Here is a 16,105-nt window from a genome sequence, read left to right as displayed (position 1 = left end):
TGCACATTCGGGATCCGACATGGACTATTTCAAACGCTTCAACTTCCTGTTCGCCGCACCTGTGTTCGACGCCGACGATCTCGAAGGCGTCCGCTTCAACCAGATCATCGAGGAAATCCAACGCTCCGGCTTCGAGGTAGTCCGCGCCCGCAAGCTGGAGGATGCCGAGATGGCGGTGCAGACCGATGCCGCGATCGGCTGCATGGTGGTGGACTGGGGCAAGAAAGGGCTTGAGGGCAAAACCTCGGCGCTGATCAACCTGATGCGCCGCCGCGGCCTCGACTTCCCAATCATTCTCCTGATCCGTCGCAAGCGGTTCGAGGACCTGCCGGTCGAAGTGCTCGACTTCATCGACGGCTATGTCTTCCTCTCCGAGGAGACGCCGACCTTCATCGCCAAGAACCTGATCAGCCGGCTCAAGCAATATGCCGAGACGCTGAAGACGCCCTTCTTCGGCGCGCTGGTCGACTATGCCGAGGAAGGCAACCAGCTCTGGACCTGCCCGGGCCACAATGGCGGCGTGTTCTACAATCGCAGCCCGATCGGGCGCGTGTTCGTCGAGCATCTCGGCGAATCCGTGTTCCGCGACGACCTCGACAATTCCGTGCTCGACCTCGGCGACCTCCTCACCCATGAGGGCCCGGCGCTGAAGGCGCAGAAGGAAGCGGCGGCGATCTTCGGCGCGGAAAAGACCTATTTCGTGCTCAACGGCACCTCGACTTCGAACAAGGTCGCGCTGGGCGCCCTCGTCACCGACGGCGACCTCGTGCTGTTCGACCGCAACAACCACAAGGCCGCCCATCACGGCGCGCTGATGATCAATGGCGGCATCCCGGTCTATGTGCCGACCGTCCGCAACGCCTGGGGGCTGATCGGCCCGATGCGCTGGGACAGGCTCGACGAGAAGGCTCTGCGCGAGGCGATCCGCAACCATCCCCTGGTGAACGATCGCGACGCCTGGCGCAGGGAGCGGCCGTTCCGCGTCGCTGTGGTCGAGCAGTGCACCTATGACGGCTCGATCCACAGCGCCGAGATGATCATCAAGCGCATCGGCCATCTCTGCGACTACATCCTGTTCGACGAGGCCTGGGCCGGGTTCATGAAATTCCACCCGCTCTATGCCGGCCGCTTCGCCATGGGGCTGGCAAATCTTCCGCCCGACGCCCCCGGCATCATCGCGACGCAGTCGACCCACAAGCAGCTGGCAAGCTTTTCGCAGGCCTCGCAGATCCACATCAAGGATCGCCACATCCGCGGCCAGAAGCGTCGCGTCGAGCACCGCCGTTTCAACGAGAGCTTCATGCAGCACGCCTCGACTTCGCCGTTCTACCCGCTGTTCGCCTCGCTCGACGTCGGCGCGCAGATGATGAAGGGCCGCTCTGGCGAAGTGCTGTGGGACGACACGATCCGGCTCGGCATCGAGCTGCGCAAGAAGATCCGGGCGATGCGCCGGGAGTTCGAGGAGAAGGAGCAGAATCCGGATCGCCGCTGGTTCTTCGAGCCGTTTGTTCCCGATCGCGTCGCCATTGCCGATGTCAGCCGCCCCGGCGCGGCGCATAACGTCGCCTGGGAGACCCTCTCGACCGACGAGCTCGCCACCAATCCCGCGCTGTGGCAGCTCTCTCCGGATACCAACTGGCACGGCTTTCCCGATCTCGCGGAAGGCTTTGCCATGACCGATCCGAACAAGCTGACGCTGCTCACCCCCGGATTCGATCGTACGACCGGGGCCTATGCCGAGCACGGCATTCCCGCGCCGGTCGTCGCGCAATATCTGCGCGAGAACCGCATCGTCCCAGAAAAGAACGACCTCAACTCCCTGCTTTTCCTGCTGACGCCCGGCGTCGAGGCGAGCAAGGCGGGCACGCTGATCTCCGGCCTCGTCGCGTTCAAGAGGCTGCATGACGACAATGCGCTGCTGGCCGATGTCATCCCCGAATTCTATCAGCGGCGGCAGGCGCGCTACGCCGGCGCGCGGCTGCGCGACCTCTGCGGCGAGATGCACCGTTTCTTCCGCGCCGCCGATGTCAGCGCGCTCCAGGCCCGGCAGTTCATGCCCGAGCATATGCCCGAGATCGCGATGTCGCCCCGCGATGCCGCGCGCTATCTGTTCAAGAACGACGTCGACTACCTCCCGATCGAGGCGATCGCCGGCCGTATCGCGACCACGCCCTTCGTGGTCTACCCGCCCGGCATTGCCACCATCGTGCCCGGCGAGCGACTGACGGAACGGGCCAAGCCCATGATCGATTATCTCAAGATGTTCGAGACCTGCTTCAACACATTCCCGGGCTTCGACGTCGAGATCCAGGGCGTCTACAAGGAGGTCGACGCGAACGGGCGCATCGGGCTCTACACTTATGTCGTGACCGAGTAGGTGCCGATGAACGAGACAGCTGCGCGCGCGAGCGACGAAGCGGTCCTGGTGCGCACCTCACGCGAGAGCGACGTCGAGGCGATGCTGGCGATCTACCGCCATCACGTCCGCAATGGCGTGCCGCGCGATGTCGAGGGAACCGGTGCGCCGGAGCCGGACGATCTGCGCGACCGGCGCAAGAACCTGAAGCAGACCCGCCTGCCGCATCTGGTCGCGACCTGGCGCGGCGAGGTCGTCGGCTATGCCTATGCCGTGCTGTTCCGCAAGCGGCCGGCCTATCGCTACGCCGCCAAGCACTCGATCTATGTCCACCACGCCCATCTCGGCCGCGGGGTCGGACGGCTGTTGCTGCAAGAATTGATCGACGCCTGCGCGGCGGCCGGCTTTCGCCAGATGATCGGCTATATCGATGCCGACAACGCGCCCTCGCTGGCGCTGCACGAGCGGTTTGGCTTCGCGCGCGCCGGCCTGCTCAGCGGCGTTGCCTATCGCCACGGCCGCTGGTCCGACACCGTCATGGTGCAACGCTCGCTCGGCGCGGGGACGACGACGCCCCCGCCTGTCACGGCACCCGGGCGTTAGGCCCTACGACGGGAAGTCGGCCGCTTTGACATGGATGCGGTCGGCATGCAGCGACCAGTGATGCAACGCCTGGTCCTTGCAGAACCTCGCTTTCGCACGTTCCCTGGCCTCGTCCTCGTCGGCGGCGTCGATCTCAAGCGTGCCCTGGCAGACCTCGCACTGCCGGCCGTATTCGCCGAGCACGTCCTTCATGAACCTGACGACATAAGTTGACATGGGACCTCCCTGCCTGCCCGCCGGCACTCTAGTCCCATTTAGGCCGGACGGGGAAAGGAGATTTTGACGCGGATCAAGGCCGGGGGTCAGTTCCCGGCCGTCATCCAGAGCACTTGGTGCGCCCCTACCCCGGCGTCACCCCGAAGGCCTGCTTGAAGCGTTCCGCATAGCGCGGCCAGGCTTCGGGGTTGATGATGCGCGGCGGGCGCTTACCGTCGAGCACATCCAGCACCTGCTCGGCGGCGATCCGGCCCATATTCTGGCGCGCCTCGATGGTGACGCCCGCGGTGTGTGGGCTCGCCAGCACGTTGTCGAGCTGGAGCAGCGGATGCTCCGGCGGCGGCGGCTCCTTGGACCAGACGTCGAGGCCGGCACCGGCGATGCGCTTGTCGCGCAGCGCCTGCAGCAGCGCATCCTCGTCGTGGATGAAGCCGCGCGCGGTGGTGATGAAATAGGCATGCGGCTGCATCAGCGCGAATTCGCGCGTGCTGATCATGTTGCGGCTGCCTTTATTGAGAGGGCAGGAGATCGAGACGAAATCGGCGCGGCGCAAGAGCTCGTCGAGCTCGACCTTCTCCCCGCCCCGCTCGGCCATCACCTCGGCCGACAAATAGGGATCGTAGGCCAGCACCGTCATGCCGAGCAGACCCTTGCACAATGCGGCGATGCGCCGGCCGACATTACCGAGGCCGATGATGCCGACGGTCTTGTGCTCGACCTCGTTGCCGACGAGATCGTTGCGGTTGACGTCGCGCTCGCGGCGCAGCCGGCGATCCGACTGGATGATGCGCTTGGACAGCGTCAGCATCATCGCCAGCGCGTGCTCTGCGACCGAATGGGCATTGCCGCCGGACTGGTTGACGACCACGACCCCGGCGGCCGTGCAGGCCTCGACGTCGACCGGGTCGAAGCCGGCACCGTTGCTGGAGACCAGCAGCAAGTTCGGCGTGCGCTTCAGGAAGGCGGCATCGACATGGAAATGCGGGGCGAGCTCATCGCGGGCGGCACCGACCTGGTAGACGTGGGCAGCGCCGAGGAGCGGCCCATAGACGTCCTCGGGGCTTGCGTTCTCGATGCGATCGAGCCGCACGTCGGGCCGCGCCTTCAGGATGTCGATATAGATCGGATTGGCCAAGTAATTGGAGTAGACGACGCGCTTGTTGTTGACGGACATCAGGACCCTTCCGGCTCTTGCGAGGGAGAGCCGCAAGGTCAGCGCGATGCGCGCCCGCCCGTGCCCCCCCGTGTTCTGGTTATCGCCGCTTATGCCATGGCGGTGCCGGCCACGGCAGGCCTGCTGGCGCAGATCATGGTGACGGCGCGGACATGTTGACAATCCCGCTGTTCGCGTCAAGTTCGGCAGACTGCCGCGACGGCCAGAACCAAGAAGCATGTGCGGCCGCAGGGAGAGCGCAATGGCGATTGCGGAACAGCAGACGCAGGGGAGCCGCGACGGAAGCTGGCACGGCATCGTCCTGCAAACGTTGAAGCGGAACGAGATCAGCCTGATTCCTTACGTGCCTGACCGCGTGCTCAAGCCGCTGATCAAGAACCTGCACGCCGATCCCTTCTTCACCACCTTCGCGACCGCCCGCGAGGAAGAGGCCGTCGGCATCGTCTCCGGCGCCTGGATGGGCGGACGGCGCGGCGCGGTGCTGATGCAGACCTCCGGCTTTGCCACGCTCGCCAACGTGCTGGCCTCGCTCGCGGTGCCCTACCAGATTCCGCTGATCATGTTCGTCTCCGAGCGCGGCACGCTCGGCGAGTTCAACTACGGCCAGTCGCTGGTCTGCCGCACCATGCGACCGGTGCTGGATTCGCTGGCGCTGGAGCACCACACCATCACCCGGCTCGACGAGCTCGAATTCATCACCGACCGCTCGATCAGGCAGGCTGTCACCACACAGGCGCCGGTGGCGTTGATCCTCAACCCGCTGCTGACGGGCGGCAAGGTCTTTGACAAGTGAGGCCGGCGATGAACACTGGCAATACCAAGGTGATGAACCGGTTCGACGTGACCTCGCGGCTGATCGCAAAGCTCGAGCACGAGGAAGCCGTGATCGGCGGCATCGGCAACACCAATTTCGACCTCTGGGCCGCCGGCCACCGGCCACAGAATTTCTACATGCTGGGCAGCATGGGCCTCGCCTTCCCGATCGCGCTCGGCGTGGCGCTGGCACAGCCCGACCGCCGCGTCTTCGCGCTCGAAGGCGACGGCTCGCTATTGATGCAGCTCGGTGCGCTCTCGACGATCGCGGCTCTGAAGCCAAAAAACCTCACGATGATCGTGATGGACAACGGCATCTACCAGATCACCGGCGCGCAGCCGACACCGGCAGCCAGCGTCGCCGACATCGTCGCCATCGCCATCGGCTCTGGTCTTGCGAGCAGCGCCTGGGCCGCGGACGAGGAGGATTTCGAGCGACTGGTCGACGATGCGATGGCGGCCTCCGAGCCCTGCCTGATCGCGGTCAGGATCGACGACAAGCCCGGCGTAGGCACCACCCGTCGCGACCCCGTGCAGATCCGGGAACGTTTCATGCATGGCCTTGGCGTGCGCGATCCGCTTTAACATTTTGTCATTAACTACACGGCGATCTGATACGAGCCTCGCGACAACCCGACCAAATTCGTGCTAAGCGACCCAGATGTCGCTTTTCATTCGTACCTTTGCCTGGCTGCTCGCCGCTGCCGTTACGTTCGCCACTCTCGGTCCTCCCGGCCTTCGCCCCCATTCCACCCTCGGTCAGGACGGCGAACATGCGCTTGCCTTCATCATGGTGGGGTTGGCCTTCGGCCTCGCCTATCGACGCCGGCGTCTGCTGATTGCGGCGGCTGCGGTCATCCTGATCGGCGTGCTCGAGCTGATGCAATTTTGGGCACCCGGCCGCCATGCGCGGCTGGAGGATTATCTGGTCGACGCCGCCACCGCCTGCCTCGGCTTTGCGCTCGCCGCCACGGCCGACCGGCTGCTCTCGCGCTTTTGCACCAGCTCCGCCGTGGCAAGCGAAGGCCCCGCGGAGTGACACTCCGCAGGGCCCTGCTCGGCACAGAGGATTGCGTCGATCAGTCGATGATCTTGACCACGCGGCGCGTGCGCGGCTCGACGATCACGCGGCGATCGTTCACGACCGCATAGCGATACTCGGTGTAATTCGGCACCGGGCGGAGCACCACGGTGGGTGGCAGGGGCTCGCCAACCACGACGCGCTCGTGGACTACGACGGAGTCGCTGCGCGGAATTCCGCCCAGGACCGCATTCGGAATTTCAAGACCGGCGCCGACGGCTGCACCCACGGTGCCGCCGACCATCGCTCCGATCGGGCCGCCGATGTCGCCACCCGCACGCGCGCCGTCCCTGGCGCCTTGTTCGGTCGTCGACTGGGCAAAGGCTGCGCTCGACGCCAGCAGCGACGCTGCAGCCAACGTAATCGCAAGACGGGTTTTCATGGTGTTTTGTCTCCAGTGATTGTCCTGCGCCTTCAACCGCGGGGCCAGATCATTGTTCCGGTTCCCCTGCGGCGAAAGTCACCCCGCATCTGGAGACTGTTACGGCGTAACAGTTCAGCTAGCTGCGATCTCGTGGCCGGCCATCAGTTCCAGCGCCCGAACCATCGCCGAATGATCCCATGCTTTGCCGCCATGTGCGGTACAGGACGAGAACAATTGCTGCGCCACGGCCGTGCTCGGCAGCGACAGGCCGAGTGAGCGAGCGCCTTCGAGCGCGAGATTGAGATCCTTCTGGTGCAGCTCGATGCGGAAGCCCGGATCGAAATTGCGCTTCACCATGCGCTCGCCATGCACCTCCAGAATGCGCGAAGAGGCAAAGCCGCCCATCAGCGCCTTGCGCACCAGCGCGGGATTCGCACCGGCCTTGGATGCGAACAACAGCGCCTCGCTCACAGCTTCGATGGTGAGCGCGACGATGATCTGGTTGGCGACCTTCGTCGTCTGTCCGTCGCCGTTGGCGCCGACATGGGTGACGTTCTTGCCCAACTTGTCGAAGATCGGCTTCATGGTGCCAAAGGCCCGCTCCGGCCCGCCGACCATGATGGTGAGGCTCGCAGCTTTCGCGCCGACTTCCCCTCCCGACACCGGCGCATCGAGATAGTCGGCGCCGAGCGCCTCGATCTTCTTCGCGAACTCCTTAGTCGCCAGCGGCGAGATCGAGCTCATGTCGACGACGATCTTGCCCTTGGAGATGCCGCTGGCGACACCGTCCTTGCCGAACAGCGCGGCCTCCACATGCGGCGTATCCGGCACCATGATGATGACCGCGTCCGCCTGCTCTGCGACCTCCCTGGACGACGTGCAGGCGATGCCGCCTGCGGACATCAGATCCGGCGCGATCGGCGCAATGTCATGCAGGAAAACGCGATGACCCGCGGCCAGGAGATGGCCGGCCATCGGCCGCCCCATGGTGCCGAGTCCGATGAAGCCGATATTGGTCATGTTTGCGTTTCCTCAGGTCTCAAACGTCTGTGCCGCGTGCCAGGACAGGCCTTCCAGCGTCGTCGTGCGCGGCTTGTATTCGCAGCCGATCCAGCCGCGATAGCCGATCGCGTCGAGGTGGCGGAACAGGAAGGGATAGTTGATCTCGCCGGTGCCGGGCTCATGGCGGCCGGGATTGTCGGCCAGCTGGATATGGGCGATCTGAGGCAGATATTCCTGCATGGTGCGGGCGAGATCGCCCTCCATGATCTGCATGTGGTAGATGTCGTACTGGATGAAGAGGTTGTTCGACCTCACCTCGGAGATCAGCTGCACCGCCTGCTCGGTGCCGTTGAGGAAGAAGCCGGGAATGTCGAGCGTGTTGATGGGCTCGACCAGCAGCTTGATGTTCTCCCGCGCCAGCGTCGAAGCCGCAAAACGCAGATTCCCGACCAGCGTCTCCTGAAGCTCGCGCGGATCGGCATCAACAGGCGCGATGCCGACGAGACAGTTGAGCTGCTCGCAATCGAGCGCCTTGGCATAATCAATGGCGCGGAACACGCCATCGCGGAATTCGGCGGTGCGGTCGGGCAGGATCGCAATGCCGCGCTCGCCGCCGGCCCAGTTGCCAGCGGGAAGATTGTGCAGCACCTGCGTCAGCCCGTGGGCCTCGAGCTGCTCACGCAGCTGCGCCTTGTCGAACTCATAGGGGAAGAGATATTCGACCCCGGCAAAGCCCGCCGCCTTCGCCGCTGCGAAGCGGTCGAGGAACGGCATCTCGTTGAAGAGCATGGTGAGGTTGGCGGCAAACTTCGGCATGGTGCTTCTTCCCCTATTCCGCCGGCTGCAGCACGCGCGTGGTCTCGACTTCGTCGAGCGGAAGGTCCAGCACCTCCTCGAACTCCACGATGTTGTCGATCTCCGTGCCCATGGCGATGTTGGTGACCCGTTCGAGGATGAACTCGACCACGACTGGCACGCGGTGCTTCGCCATCAATTCGCGGGCGGTCACAAACGCCGCTTGCGTGTCCTTCGGGTCGGTGACGCGGATGGCCTTGCAGCCGAGACCTTCAGCGACCGCGACATGGTCGACGCCGTAGACGCCGATCTCGGGCGCGTTGATGTTCTCGAAGGAGAGCTGGACGTGATAGTCCATATCGAAGCCGCGCTGGGCCTGGCGGATCAGGCCGAGATAGGAATTGTTCACGACGACGTGGATGTAGGGCAGATTGAACTGCGCGCCGACTGCGAGCTCCTCGATCAGGAACTGAAAGTCGTAATCGCCCGACAGCGCGACGATCTCGCGCTCCGGACAGGCCGCGCGCACGCCGAGCGCGGCCGGCAGCGTCCACCCGAGCGGCCCCGCCTGCCCTGCATTGATCCAGTTGCGGGGCTTGTAGACGCCGAGGAATTGCGCGCCGGCGATCTGCGACAGGCCGATCACCGTAACATAGGTGGTGTCGCGGCCGAATGCCTTGTTCATTTCCTCATAGACGCGCTGCGGCTTGATCGGAACGTTCTCGAAATGGCTCTTGCGCAGCATCGTCTTCTTGCGGTCGCGGCAGGAAGCGGGCCAGGCCTGGCGCTCGCGGAGCCTGCCCGACCGCCGCCACTCCCTGGCGACGGCGACGAACAGCTCGAGCGCGGCCTTGGCGTCCGAGACGATGCCGAGATCGGGATTGAACACACGCCCGATCTGCGTCGGCTCGATGTCCACGTGAACGAATTTGCGACCCTTGGTGTAGGTCTCGACCGAGCCGGTGTGGCGGTTGGCCCAGCGGTTGCCGATGCCGAGCACGAAGTCGGATTCCAGCAGGGTGGCGTTGCCATAGCGGTGGCTGGTCTGAAGCCCGACCATGCCGGCCATCAGCACGTGATCGTCAGGGATCGCGCCCCATCCCATCAGCGTCGGCACCACCGGCACGTTGGCGATCTCGGCGAACTCGACCAGCAGGTCAGAGGCGTCGGCGTTGATGATGCCGCCGCCTGCCACGATCAGCGGCCGCTCGGCGGTGTTGAGCATCTCGAGCGCCTTCTCCACCTGCTTGCGCGTCGCGGCGGGCTTGTAGACCGGCAGCGGCTCGTAGGTCTCGTCGTCGAACTCGATCTCGGCGAGCTGCACGTCGAGCGGCATGTCGATCAGCACCGGCCCCGGGCGCCCTGAGCGCATCACATGAAAGGCCTGGCTGAACACACGCGGCACCAGCGCCGGCTCGCGCACCGTCACTGCCCATTTGGTCACGGGCTTGGCGATCGACTCGATGTCAACCGCCTGAAAATCCTCCTTGTAGAGCCGCGCGCGCGGCGCCTGACCGGTGATGCAGAGGATCGGGATGGAATCGGCGATCGCCGAATAGAGTCCGGTGATCATGTCGGTGCCGGCCGGCCCGGAGGTGCCGATGCAGACCCCGATGTTGCCGGCCTTGGCGCGCGTATAGCCCTCGGCCATGTGCGAAGCGCCCTCGACATGGCGCGCCAGGATGTGGCGGATCGAGCCACGCTTCTTCAGCGCGGAGTAAAGCGGATTGATCGCAGCGCCGGGAACTCCGAAGGCCGTCGAGATACCTTCCCTCTCCAGGATACGCACGGCCGCATCGACAGCTCGCATCTTCGCCATATCGGACCTCGCTCAAATTGCGTCAGCGAACGAGATCATCAGGTGCGCAGAAGCCGATCTCAACGAGATCGATTTTATTTTCCACGATGCGGCAGCCGCGAGAAAATCGTGGGCGTCTCAATCGGTTAGATCAAGAGATGCGTGAAAGCAGGTCACTCGAACAGTGGCGCCAGCTGCATCTGCGGCACCAGCACGAGGCCCTTGTCGGTGATGCGAATTTCCGGAATGACCGATAGCGGAATCAAATTGAAGCCCATGTACGGGATGGTGCAGCCAGCCTCGGCCCATTGTTTCTTCAGCACCTTCACCTCTTCCGCCACTTCGGTGACACGCTTGTCGGAGAGGAGTCCTGCGATCGGCAGCGGAACCAGCGCCCTTACCTCGCCATCGGCGACGACGCAAACGCCCCCCTGCTGCTCCCTAATCGCTGCAATCGCGACCTGCATGTCGGCCTCGTTGGTACCGGCGACGATGATGTTGTGGCTGTCGTGACCGACGCTGGAAGCGACCGCGCCGCGCTTCAGGCCGAAATCCTTGAGAAGGCCGTGGGCGACATTACCGGCGGACTTGCCGTGGCGCTCGACCACCGCGACGAAGCAGAGGCCATAGCGCGCGAACAGCGACGGCCAGTCCTTGGCCGGCTCGATCGTGACCTTCTCATGGATCAGCGTGATGCCGGGCAACGCGGTCCTGATGGCGTTGACGGTGCAGGCCTTGGTCGGCAATTCCGGCGTCAGCTTCATCGTCTGCGGCAGCTTGACGGTCGCATAGGCTGCCCTCGGATATTGATAGCGCTGCGACAGCGCCTGATCGAGACGCGGCGTGATCTTGCCGCGCTCGACCACGAGCTCGCCACCATACCAAGTGCATTGCGGCTTGAGCTGATCGTCCATGAGCACGAGATCGGCGCGGCGGCCGCCGCCGAGGCCGCCGATATCGCCCTCCATGCCGAAGCGGGTCGCGCCATGCAGCGAGCCCATCGACCAGGCCTGCTCCGGCGACATCCCCGCCTTCACGGCTTCGCGCACCACCCAGTCGAGGCCGAACAGCAGGAGATCGTCGGCGTCACGGTCGTCCGTGCACACGGCGGTGCGCTTGTGCGAAGCCCCGAGCTCGGTGATCGTCCGGATCGCTTGCGGCAGCGAATGCCACGGCGTGGTCGGCGGTCCCCCGCGCAAAAACACCCAGACGCCGGCATCGAGCAAGTCATCGGCAATGTCGCGGTCGATCGCCTCGTGGGTGTCGGTGACGCCGGATGCCGCATAAGCCGCGACGAATTCGCGGCCGTAGACATGGCCGGACACGGGACGCCCCCGCTTCAAGGCGGCGGCGAGGATGGCGTGGCTGCGCTCGTCACCCATCGTGACGGGCACGAAATCCATCTTCTCGCCAAGCGCCACCGCTTCGGGCCAGCGGTCGAAAAGGCCGGCGATCTTGTCCGGCGTGAGGTCGCCGCCCGCCGTCTCCAGCTCAGCCGAGGTCGCAGGAACGGTGCTCGGCACGGTCAGGAAGATCGAGAGCGGCGCCTCGCGCGCATCTTCCAGCATCGCCTCCACACCGGCGACGTCCATGACGTTGCCGATCTCGTGGCTGTCGCAGAAGATCGTCGTGGTGCCGTTGAGCAGCGCGGCCTCGGCATAGGCACAGGCCGTCACCATCGAGGATTCGATGTGAATGTGCGGATCGACGAGGCCCGGCGCGATGATGCCGCCGGCCGCGTCATAAAGCGGAACATCGCCCCACGCCTTCTTCGCTGTACCGGCCGGCTTCACCGCCGCGATGCGGCCGCCTGAGATCCAGACCTCCCGCCCCGGATGGATACGCTCGGAATAGGTCGAGAGCACGCGCGCGCCCGTGATGACGAGATCCGGCGTCACACGCGCCGAGGCGACGTCAGCCAGACGCCGCGTCATGCTGTGCAGCGGCGCGACGGAGAAGCGGGTGAGCTTGGTCATCGGGGCTCTCGCGTGGGAATGGACAGCGCCGCGATGGTTGCCGCCGCTGGCGGCGAGAGCAACTCAAATAATACGTCACCGGTGCTTACGCATTAGGCAGACGCGCTCCGCCTTCTTAATTTCCGCTAGGGCATGTGCTTAAAAATCATACGCTGAGTTTGGGCGCGCCAGATGTCGGCTCGTCTCTCAACAGTGCACAACGTTGAAGGCGCCGATGGGCCCAGGCTGTGTGAAAACGCAGCGCCGAGCAAATTGCAGAGAAAAGTATTCCTTCGGAAGCCCGCTCCGGGAGCGTGAGGAGCATACTGAACTGCGGCGCCGCGGTATCTGGGAAGCGGGTTCTCTGCGCTTCGCGAGATTTCACGTTTTCACGCAGCCTGGGTCATAACCGGACTTTGCCTAGACGCCGCCAATGCGCCAATTGCGTTCGCCTGCCATGCTGCGCTTATCGATTTTAAAGCCGCCAAACCTGAGGCCTTGTTCTCTCGCAGAGCTGAGGGCCGAAAGGGCCCCCGACGTACTTGAGGCATCGGGCCCCAAACTACCCACTGAGGTAAGTCGCAGATGCGGCGGCTTGGTCGCCCCTTTGCAAGCGGTGCCAAGCTTGAGCTCGAGGGCTCAACGGGAACCAGCTTGCGGCGCAATCGCCCCAATTTACGCATCACTGATTGTGGCGTTTGCCACGCGCCGAAATTGGAACCCTTATGATGTTACCCATACCCATTTTGCAATTGTCTGCGCGTGGCGCCCGGATCTAGTTGAATGATCCTGCACCAGCAGAATTCGCCTGCTTGGAGTTTCATTTTTGCGATTAAGAGCTTTCGCATCTGAATTGGATTTCGAGGCGACACGCACAGGCGAATTCAAACAAAGTTTGAGGCTGTTGCCGTTTGTCGCTCGAAATGCGATGGGGCGGACCGTTCGCATCGGGCTGCAGTGATGCTTGTAAGCGAAGTTGGCAACCGGCTTCTGTCAGCACTGCCGATCGCTGATCTCGATCTTTTGGCACCCGACCTACAGATGGTAACCCTCGATCGGGAAGAGGTCGTCTCGCGGGTGGGGGATCATACCGAGCACGTCCTCTTCCCTCACAGTGGCGCCGTTTCGGTGATGGTCGACATGGCGAATGGGCAGACGGTCGCCAGCGCCGCAATAGGGCGCGAGGGGGCAGTGGGCACTCTTTCCGTGCTGGGACCGTCCCCTGCGGCCGTTACGACTATCGTTCGTGCCGCGGGGACGGCCTCGCGGATCCCCGCGGCGCGATTCCATGCCGCTTTCAGCCGGAGTCCCGCGATCCGCCACGTAGTCCAGCTTCACTTCAAGGCGGTGCTGATACAGTTTCAATTGGGCGGGGCTTGCAATGCACTGCATCCGGTCCAAGCGCGTATGGCACGCTGGCTGCTTCAACTTCACGACCGCATCAACCACGACGTCCTGCCCCTCACGCAGGACGCGCTTTCGCAGATGTTGGGTGTGCGACGAACGACGGTGACGCTCCTGATGCGCAATCTGCGCGCTTCCGGAGCGATCAGATCTGAGCGGCGAGGCGAAATCGAGATCGACTCATCGCGGCTCGCTGCGGTGGCGTGCGAATGCCACGACACCATGCGGCTCGAACTCGAGAAGATCTTCTCTACGGGTACAGCGCCATCTCGCGTTTTCGATCTGCCGATCCGGTAGATGAAACGAGGCGATGCTAGCCGATTCGGCGCGTCCGGGTAAAGCCGGCGGGCACGATGCTCGAATAGCATCGCCGGATGCGCATCCTTCTGACCGGGCTGCGGCCCAATGCGGTGAGGATCTCCCAGCCAACGTCCGTAACGGGTCAAAAGCGCTGGTCAATGACCCGCCGGCGCAGCGACTCAAGCGCTGAATTGGTCCATCTCGGATGCGCTATTCGAACACTGCGCGTTGAGGTCGGCTATGGGTCCAAAAGCAGCAGTTAACGCAGCCACCTATGAGGATCTCCGGCAGAGAGTCGAGATGGCAGCCGCTGCTGCGGTGTTCGGCTCGGGGACATGAGCCGACGCAGTCCATTTGAGAAACGAGCCTTTCACTTCGGCTGAAATCGATCAAATGAAAGATTGATCAGATGAAAGAGTGATGCGGCGTTGGGACAGCGTGACTGTCGATTCACATCGGTTGCGCGAATAGAAGTTTGAGCATTGAATCAGCGGGGATACCCACAACTGCAAGTGGTTTCTCGGGTATGCCGGCCGCTCTCGCAGGAGCAAGGCGATGCAGAGATTCGCCTAGGCTTCGGGCGCGTGATGGCTTCATGCGTAGCTGAACCGGAGAGGTACGCCTAGTCGGTCCTGCCAACTGATTGGGAGTAGCCATACGCGTCTCATGCCCGCCTGCCACGGTCGGCCAACAAACGGGGAGGAGAACAATGAGCACCTGGCTTAGTGAGCGAGAACAGCGTCTCGTCGCGGGCGCGGAGGCGGCATCGGCGGCAACGCCTATCCCGACCCAGATTGTTTCCAATGGCGAGTATCTCCCGCCCCCGCAGAGCGATACGCAAAAGAAAGTCGAGGCACGGATCAACGAGCTCGCTGATGTTAACGGCAGACACCTCGGCTTGAGCCGCAGGCAGTTCTTACACACGAGCTGCGGCATGGCAGCAGCTTTCCTCGCCATGAACGACATCTACGGCAATGTTTTCCGGGTCGCGCCCGCTGAAGCCCGCGAACCCGAGCTGATGCTGGCCCGCGCGCAGAGCCTTGCAGGCCAATTCATCTTCGACGTCCAGACTCATTTCGTGCGGGACGACTTCGATCATAAGGAGCTGTTGGGGCTGGCGGACTTTGCGAGCCAGCACTGGAATCCGAAGATGAAGGAGGAAGGCGTCTCTTCGCTAGCCCGCTACAAGTTCCAAAACTATGTGAAAGAGATCTACTACGACAGCGACACCAACATGGCGCTCCTGAGCGGCGCGCCCTTCGACGACCCGAGTTGGTGGCTGCTGTCCAATGAGCAGATCGTCAAGGCGCGAGAACTGATCAACGACTTCGCCGGTTCGCGCCGCCTGCTGGCGCACAGCGTCATCACTCCCAAGCAACCCGGCTGGATGGACGAGGTGGACAAGGCAATCGAAGTCTACAAACCGGATTCCTGGAAGTCCTACACGATTGGCGATCCGCTGGCGCCCTCGAAGTTCCCATGGCGGCTCGACGACGAGCAGGTGATGTATCCGTTCTACGATAAAGCAGTGAAGGCCGGCATCAACACGCTGTGTATCCACAAGGGGTTGCTGCCGCCCGATTATGAGAAGTCGTTCGCCGGCGTCTGGGAATACGCAACGGCGTGGGACATCGGAAAAGCCGCGAAGGATTGGCCGCAGATGAACTTCGTGATCTATCACTCGGCGCTGCGGCCGTTCCTCGAACTACCTGATCACGCGTGGGCGGATTTCGAACAGACCGGCCGTATCCAGTGGGCCACCGATCTCGCGGAAGTCCCGCAGAAGTTCGGCGTCGCCAACGTCTATGCCGAGCTCGGCACGTCCTTTGCCAACTCGGCGGTCGCGCATCCGAAGTTCTGCGCCGCGCTGATCGGCACGCTGATAAAGGGGATGGGTGTTGACCACGTCATGTGGGGCACCGACTCGGTCTGGTACGGCTCACCACAGTGGCAGATCGAGGCGCTGCGCCGGCTCGAAATCCCCGAGGACATGCAGAGGAAGTACGGCTTTGCGGCGCTTGGCGATGCCAACAGCGCTACCAAGCAGCTGATCTTCGCGGGCAACGCAACCAGATTCTACAAGATCAAGCTGAAGGCGGCTGAGAATACCAGGATGCCGGCCTTTTCCGAGGACCGCCTCGCGGCGCTCAAGAACGAGTACACGCAAGCTTCGAAGCAACCGTCGAACCTGCGCTACGGCTACGTTCGCGCCGCCTAGGAACGATGCCAACGGCTTGGGCAACT

At 63.6% G+C, this 16,105-nt stretch carries 14 protein-coding genes; 7 read left to right on the top strand and 7 right to left on the bottom strand.

Features of this window, described 5'->3' with window-relative positions; translation table 11 throughout:
• The first annotated feature begins 19 nt into the window (after positions 1-19).
• Positions 20-2,377 (top strand): Orn/Lys/Arg family decarboxylase, encoded by a 2,358-nt coding sequence (locus AB7M16_RS32890; protein ID WP_172784299.1) that lies wholly within the window; start codon positions 20-22, stop codon positions 2,375-2,377.
• Positions 2,378-2,383: 6 nt separating this feature from the next.
• On the top strand, positions 2,384-2,959 hold the full coding sequence (locus AB7M16_RS32885) for a GNAT family N-acetyltransferase (RefSeq protein WP_172784298.1): 576 nt from the start codon (positions 2,384-2,386) through the stop codon (positions 2,957-2,959).
• Positions 2,960-2,962: 3 nt separating this feature from the next.
• Here the strand turns inward: AB7M16_RS32885 and AB7M16_RS32880 are convergent, their stop codons facing one another.
• A complete protein-coding gene (locus AB7M16_RS32880; protein ID WP_212256877.1) occupies positions 2,963-3,175 on the bottom strand; it encodes a hypothetical protein in 213 nt (70 codons plus the stop codon).
• A 124-nt stretch (positions 3,176-3,299) separates the two neighbouring features.
• The gene (locus AB7M16_RS32875) at positions 3,300-4,349 is read right to left on the bottom strand and encodes a hydroxyacid dehydrogenase (protein ID WP_172784296.1); all 1,050 of its coding nucleotides are present in this window, start codon (positions 4,347-4,349) and stop codon (positions 3,300-3,302) included.
• A 241-nt stretch (positions 4,350-4,590) separates the two neighbouring features.
• Between AB7M16_RS32875 and AB7M16_RS32870 the strand changes: the two genes are divergently transcribed.
• From AB7M16_RS32870 to AB7M16_RS32860, 3 genes are all read left to right on the top strand, one after another.
• Positions 4,591-5,142: a thiamine pyrophosphate-binding protein gene (locus AB7M16_RS32870; RefSeq protein ID WP_453946502.1), complete on the top strand. Its 552-nt coding sequence runs from the start codon at positions 4,591-4,593 to the stop codon at positions 5,140-5,142.
• Positions 5,143-5,150: 8 nt separating this feature from the next.
• Positions 5,151-5,747, top strand: coding sequence for a thiamine pyrophosphate-dependent enzyme (locus AB7M16_RS32865; RefSeq protein WP_271511217.1), 597 nt, complete (start codon positions 5,151-5,153; stop codon positions 5,745-5,747).
• Positions 5,748-5,823: 76 nt separating this feature from the next.
• Positions 5,824-6,201 (top strand): VanZ family protein, encoded by a 378-nt coding sequence (locus AB7M16_RS32860; protein WP_453946501.1) that lies wholly within the window; start codon positions 5,824-5,826, stop codon positions 6,199-6,201.
• A 40-nt stretch (positions 6,202-6,241) separates the two neighbouring features.
• Here AB7M16_RS32860 and AB7M16_RS32855 read toward each other — a convergent pair whose 3' ends face one another.
• From AB7M16_RS32855 to AB7M16_RS32835, 5 genes are all read right to left on the bottom strand, one after another.
• Entirely contained in the window at positions 6,242-6,625 is a 384-nt protein-coding gene (locus tag AB7M16_RS32855; RefSeq protein WP_172784292.1) for a DUF1236 domain-containing protein, read from the bottom strand.
• A 114-nt stretch (positions 6,626-6,739) separates the two neighbouring features.
• Positions 6,740-7,627 (bottom strand): 2-hydroxy-3-oxopropionate reductase, encoded by an 888-nt coding sequence (locus tag AB7M16_RS32850; RefSeq protein ID WP_172784291.1) that lies wholly within the window; start codon positions 7,625-7,627, stop codon positions 6,740-6,742.
• Positions 7,628-7,639: 12 nt separating this feature from the next.
• Positions 7,640-8,425 (bottom strand): hydroxypyruvate isomerase, encoded by a 786-nt coding sequence (gene hyi / locus AB7M16_RS32845; RefSeq protein ID WP_453946500.1) that lies wholly within the window; start codon positions 8,423-8,425, stop codon positions 7,640-7,642.
• 13 nt (positions 8,426-8,438) lie between these two features.
• Entirely contained in the window at positions 8,439-10,223 is a 1,785-nt protein-coding gene (gene gcl / locus AB7M16_RS32840) for a glyoxylate carboligase (RefSeq protein ID WP_453946499.1), read from the bottom strand.
• Between the two features lie 152 nt (positions 10,224-10,375).
• Positions 10,376-12,178 (bottom strand): adenine deaminase, encoded by a 1,803-nt coding sequence (locus tag AB7M16_RS32835; protein WP_453946498.1) that lies wholly within the window; start codon positions 12,176-12,178, stop codon positions 10,376-10,378.
• A gap of 939 nt (positions 12,179-13,117) precedes the next feature.
• Between AB7M16_RS32835 and AB7M16_RS32830 the strand changes: the two genes are divergently transcribed.
• Both AB7M16_RS32830 and AB7M16_RS32825 read left to right on the top strand, forming a co-directional pair.
• On the top strand, positions 13,118-13,858 hold the full coding sequence (locus tag AB7M16_RS32830; RefSeq protein WP_210268167.1) for a Crp/Fnr family transcriptional regulator: 741 nt from the start codon (positions 13,118-13,120) through the stop codon (positions 13,856-13,858).
• A gap of 712 nt (positions 13,859-14,570) precedes the next feature.
• Entirely contained in the window at positions 14,571-16,079 is a 1,509-nt protein-coding gene (locus AB7M16_RS32825; protein WP_453946497.1) for an amidohydrolase family protein, read from the top strand.
• Positions 16,080-16,105: the final 26 nt, after the last annotated feature.

This window comes from Bradyrhizobium sp. USDA 372, from assembly GCF_053629095.1.
This window is presented reverse-complemented; position numbering and strand designations above follow the sequence as displayed.

Coding starts and splice junctions, on each gene's coding strand:
- AB7M16_RS32890 (WP_172784299.1), top strand. CDS start 20: ATGGACTATTTCAAACGCTTCAACTTCCTGTTCGCCGCACCTGTGTTC.
- AB7M16_RS32885 (WP_172784298.1), top strand. CDS start 2,384: ATGAACGAGACAGCTGCGCGCGCGAGCGACGAAGCGGTCCTGGTGCGC.
- AB7M16_RS32880 (WP_212256877.1), bottom strand. CDS start 3,175: ATGTCAACTTATGTCGTCAGGTTCATGAAGGACGTGCTCGGCGAATAC.
- AB7M16_RS32875 (WP_172784296.1), bottom strand. CDS start 4,349: ATGTCCGTCAACAACAAGCGCGTCGTCTACTCCAATTACTTGGCCAAT.
- AB7M16_RS32870 (WP_453946502.1), top strand. CDS start 4,591: ATGGCGATTGCGGAACAGCAGACGCAGGGGAGCCGCGACGGAAGCTGG.
- AB7M16_RS32865 (WP_271511217.1), top strand. CDS start 5,151: ATGAACACTGGCAATACCAAGGTGATGAACCGGTTCGACGTGACCTCG.
- AB7M16_RS32860 (WP_453946501.1), top strand. CDS start 5,824: ATGTCGCTTTTCATTCGTACCTTTGCCTGGCTGCTCGCCGCTGCCGTT.
- AB7M16_RS32855 (WP_172784292.1), bottom strand. CDS start 6,625: ATGAAAACCCGTCTTGCGATTACGTTGGCTGCAGCGTCGCTGCTGGCG.
- AB7M16_RS32850 (WP_172784291.1), bottom strand. CDS start 7,627: ATGACCAATATCGGCTTCATCGGACTCGGCACCATGGGGCGGCCGATG.
- hyi (WP_453946500.1), bottom strand. CDS start 8,425: ATGCCGAAGTTTGCCGCCAACCTCACCATGCTCTTCAACGAGATGCCG.
- gcl (WP_453946499.1), bottom strand. CDS start 10,223: ATGGCGAAGATGCGAGCTGTCGATGCGGCCGTGCGTATCCTGGAGAGG.
- AB7M16_RS32835 (WP_453946498.1), bottom strand. CDS start 12,178: ATGACCAAGCTCACCCGCTTCTCCGTCGCGCCGCTGCACAGCATGACG.
- AB7M16_RS32830 (WP_210268167.1), top strand. CDS start 13,118: ATGCTTGTAAGCGAAGTTGGCAACCGGCTTCTGTCAGCACTGCCGATC.
- AB7M16_RS32825 (WP_453946497.1), top strand. CDS start 14,571: ATGAGCACCTGGCTTAGTGAGCGAGAACAGCGTCTCGTCGCGGGCGCG.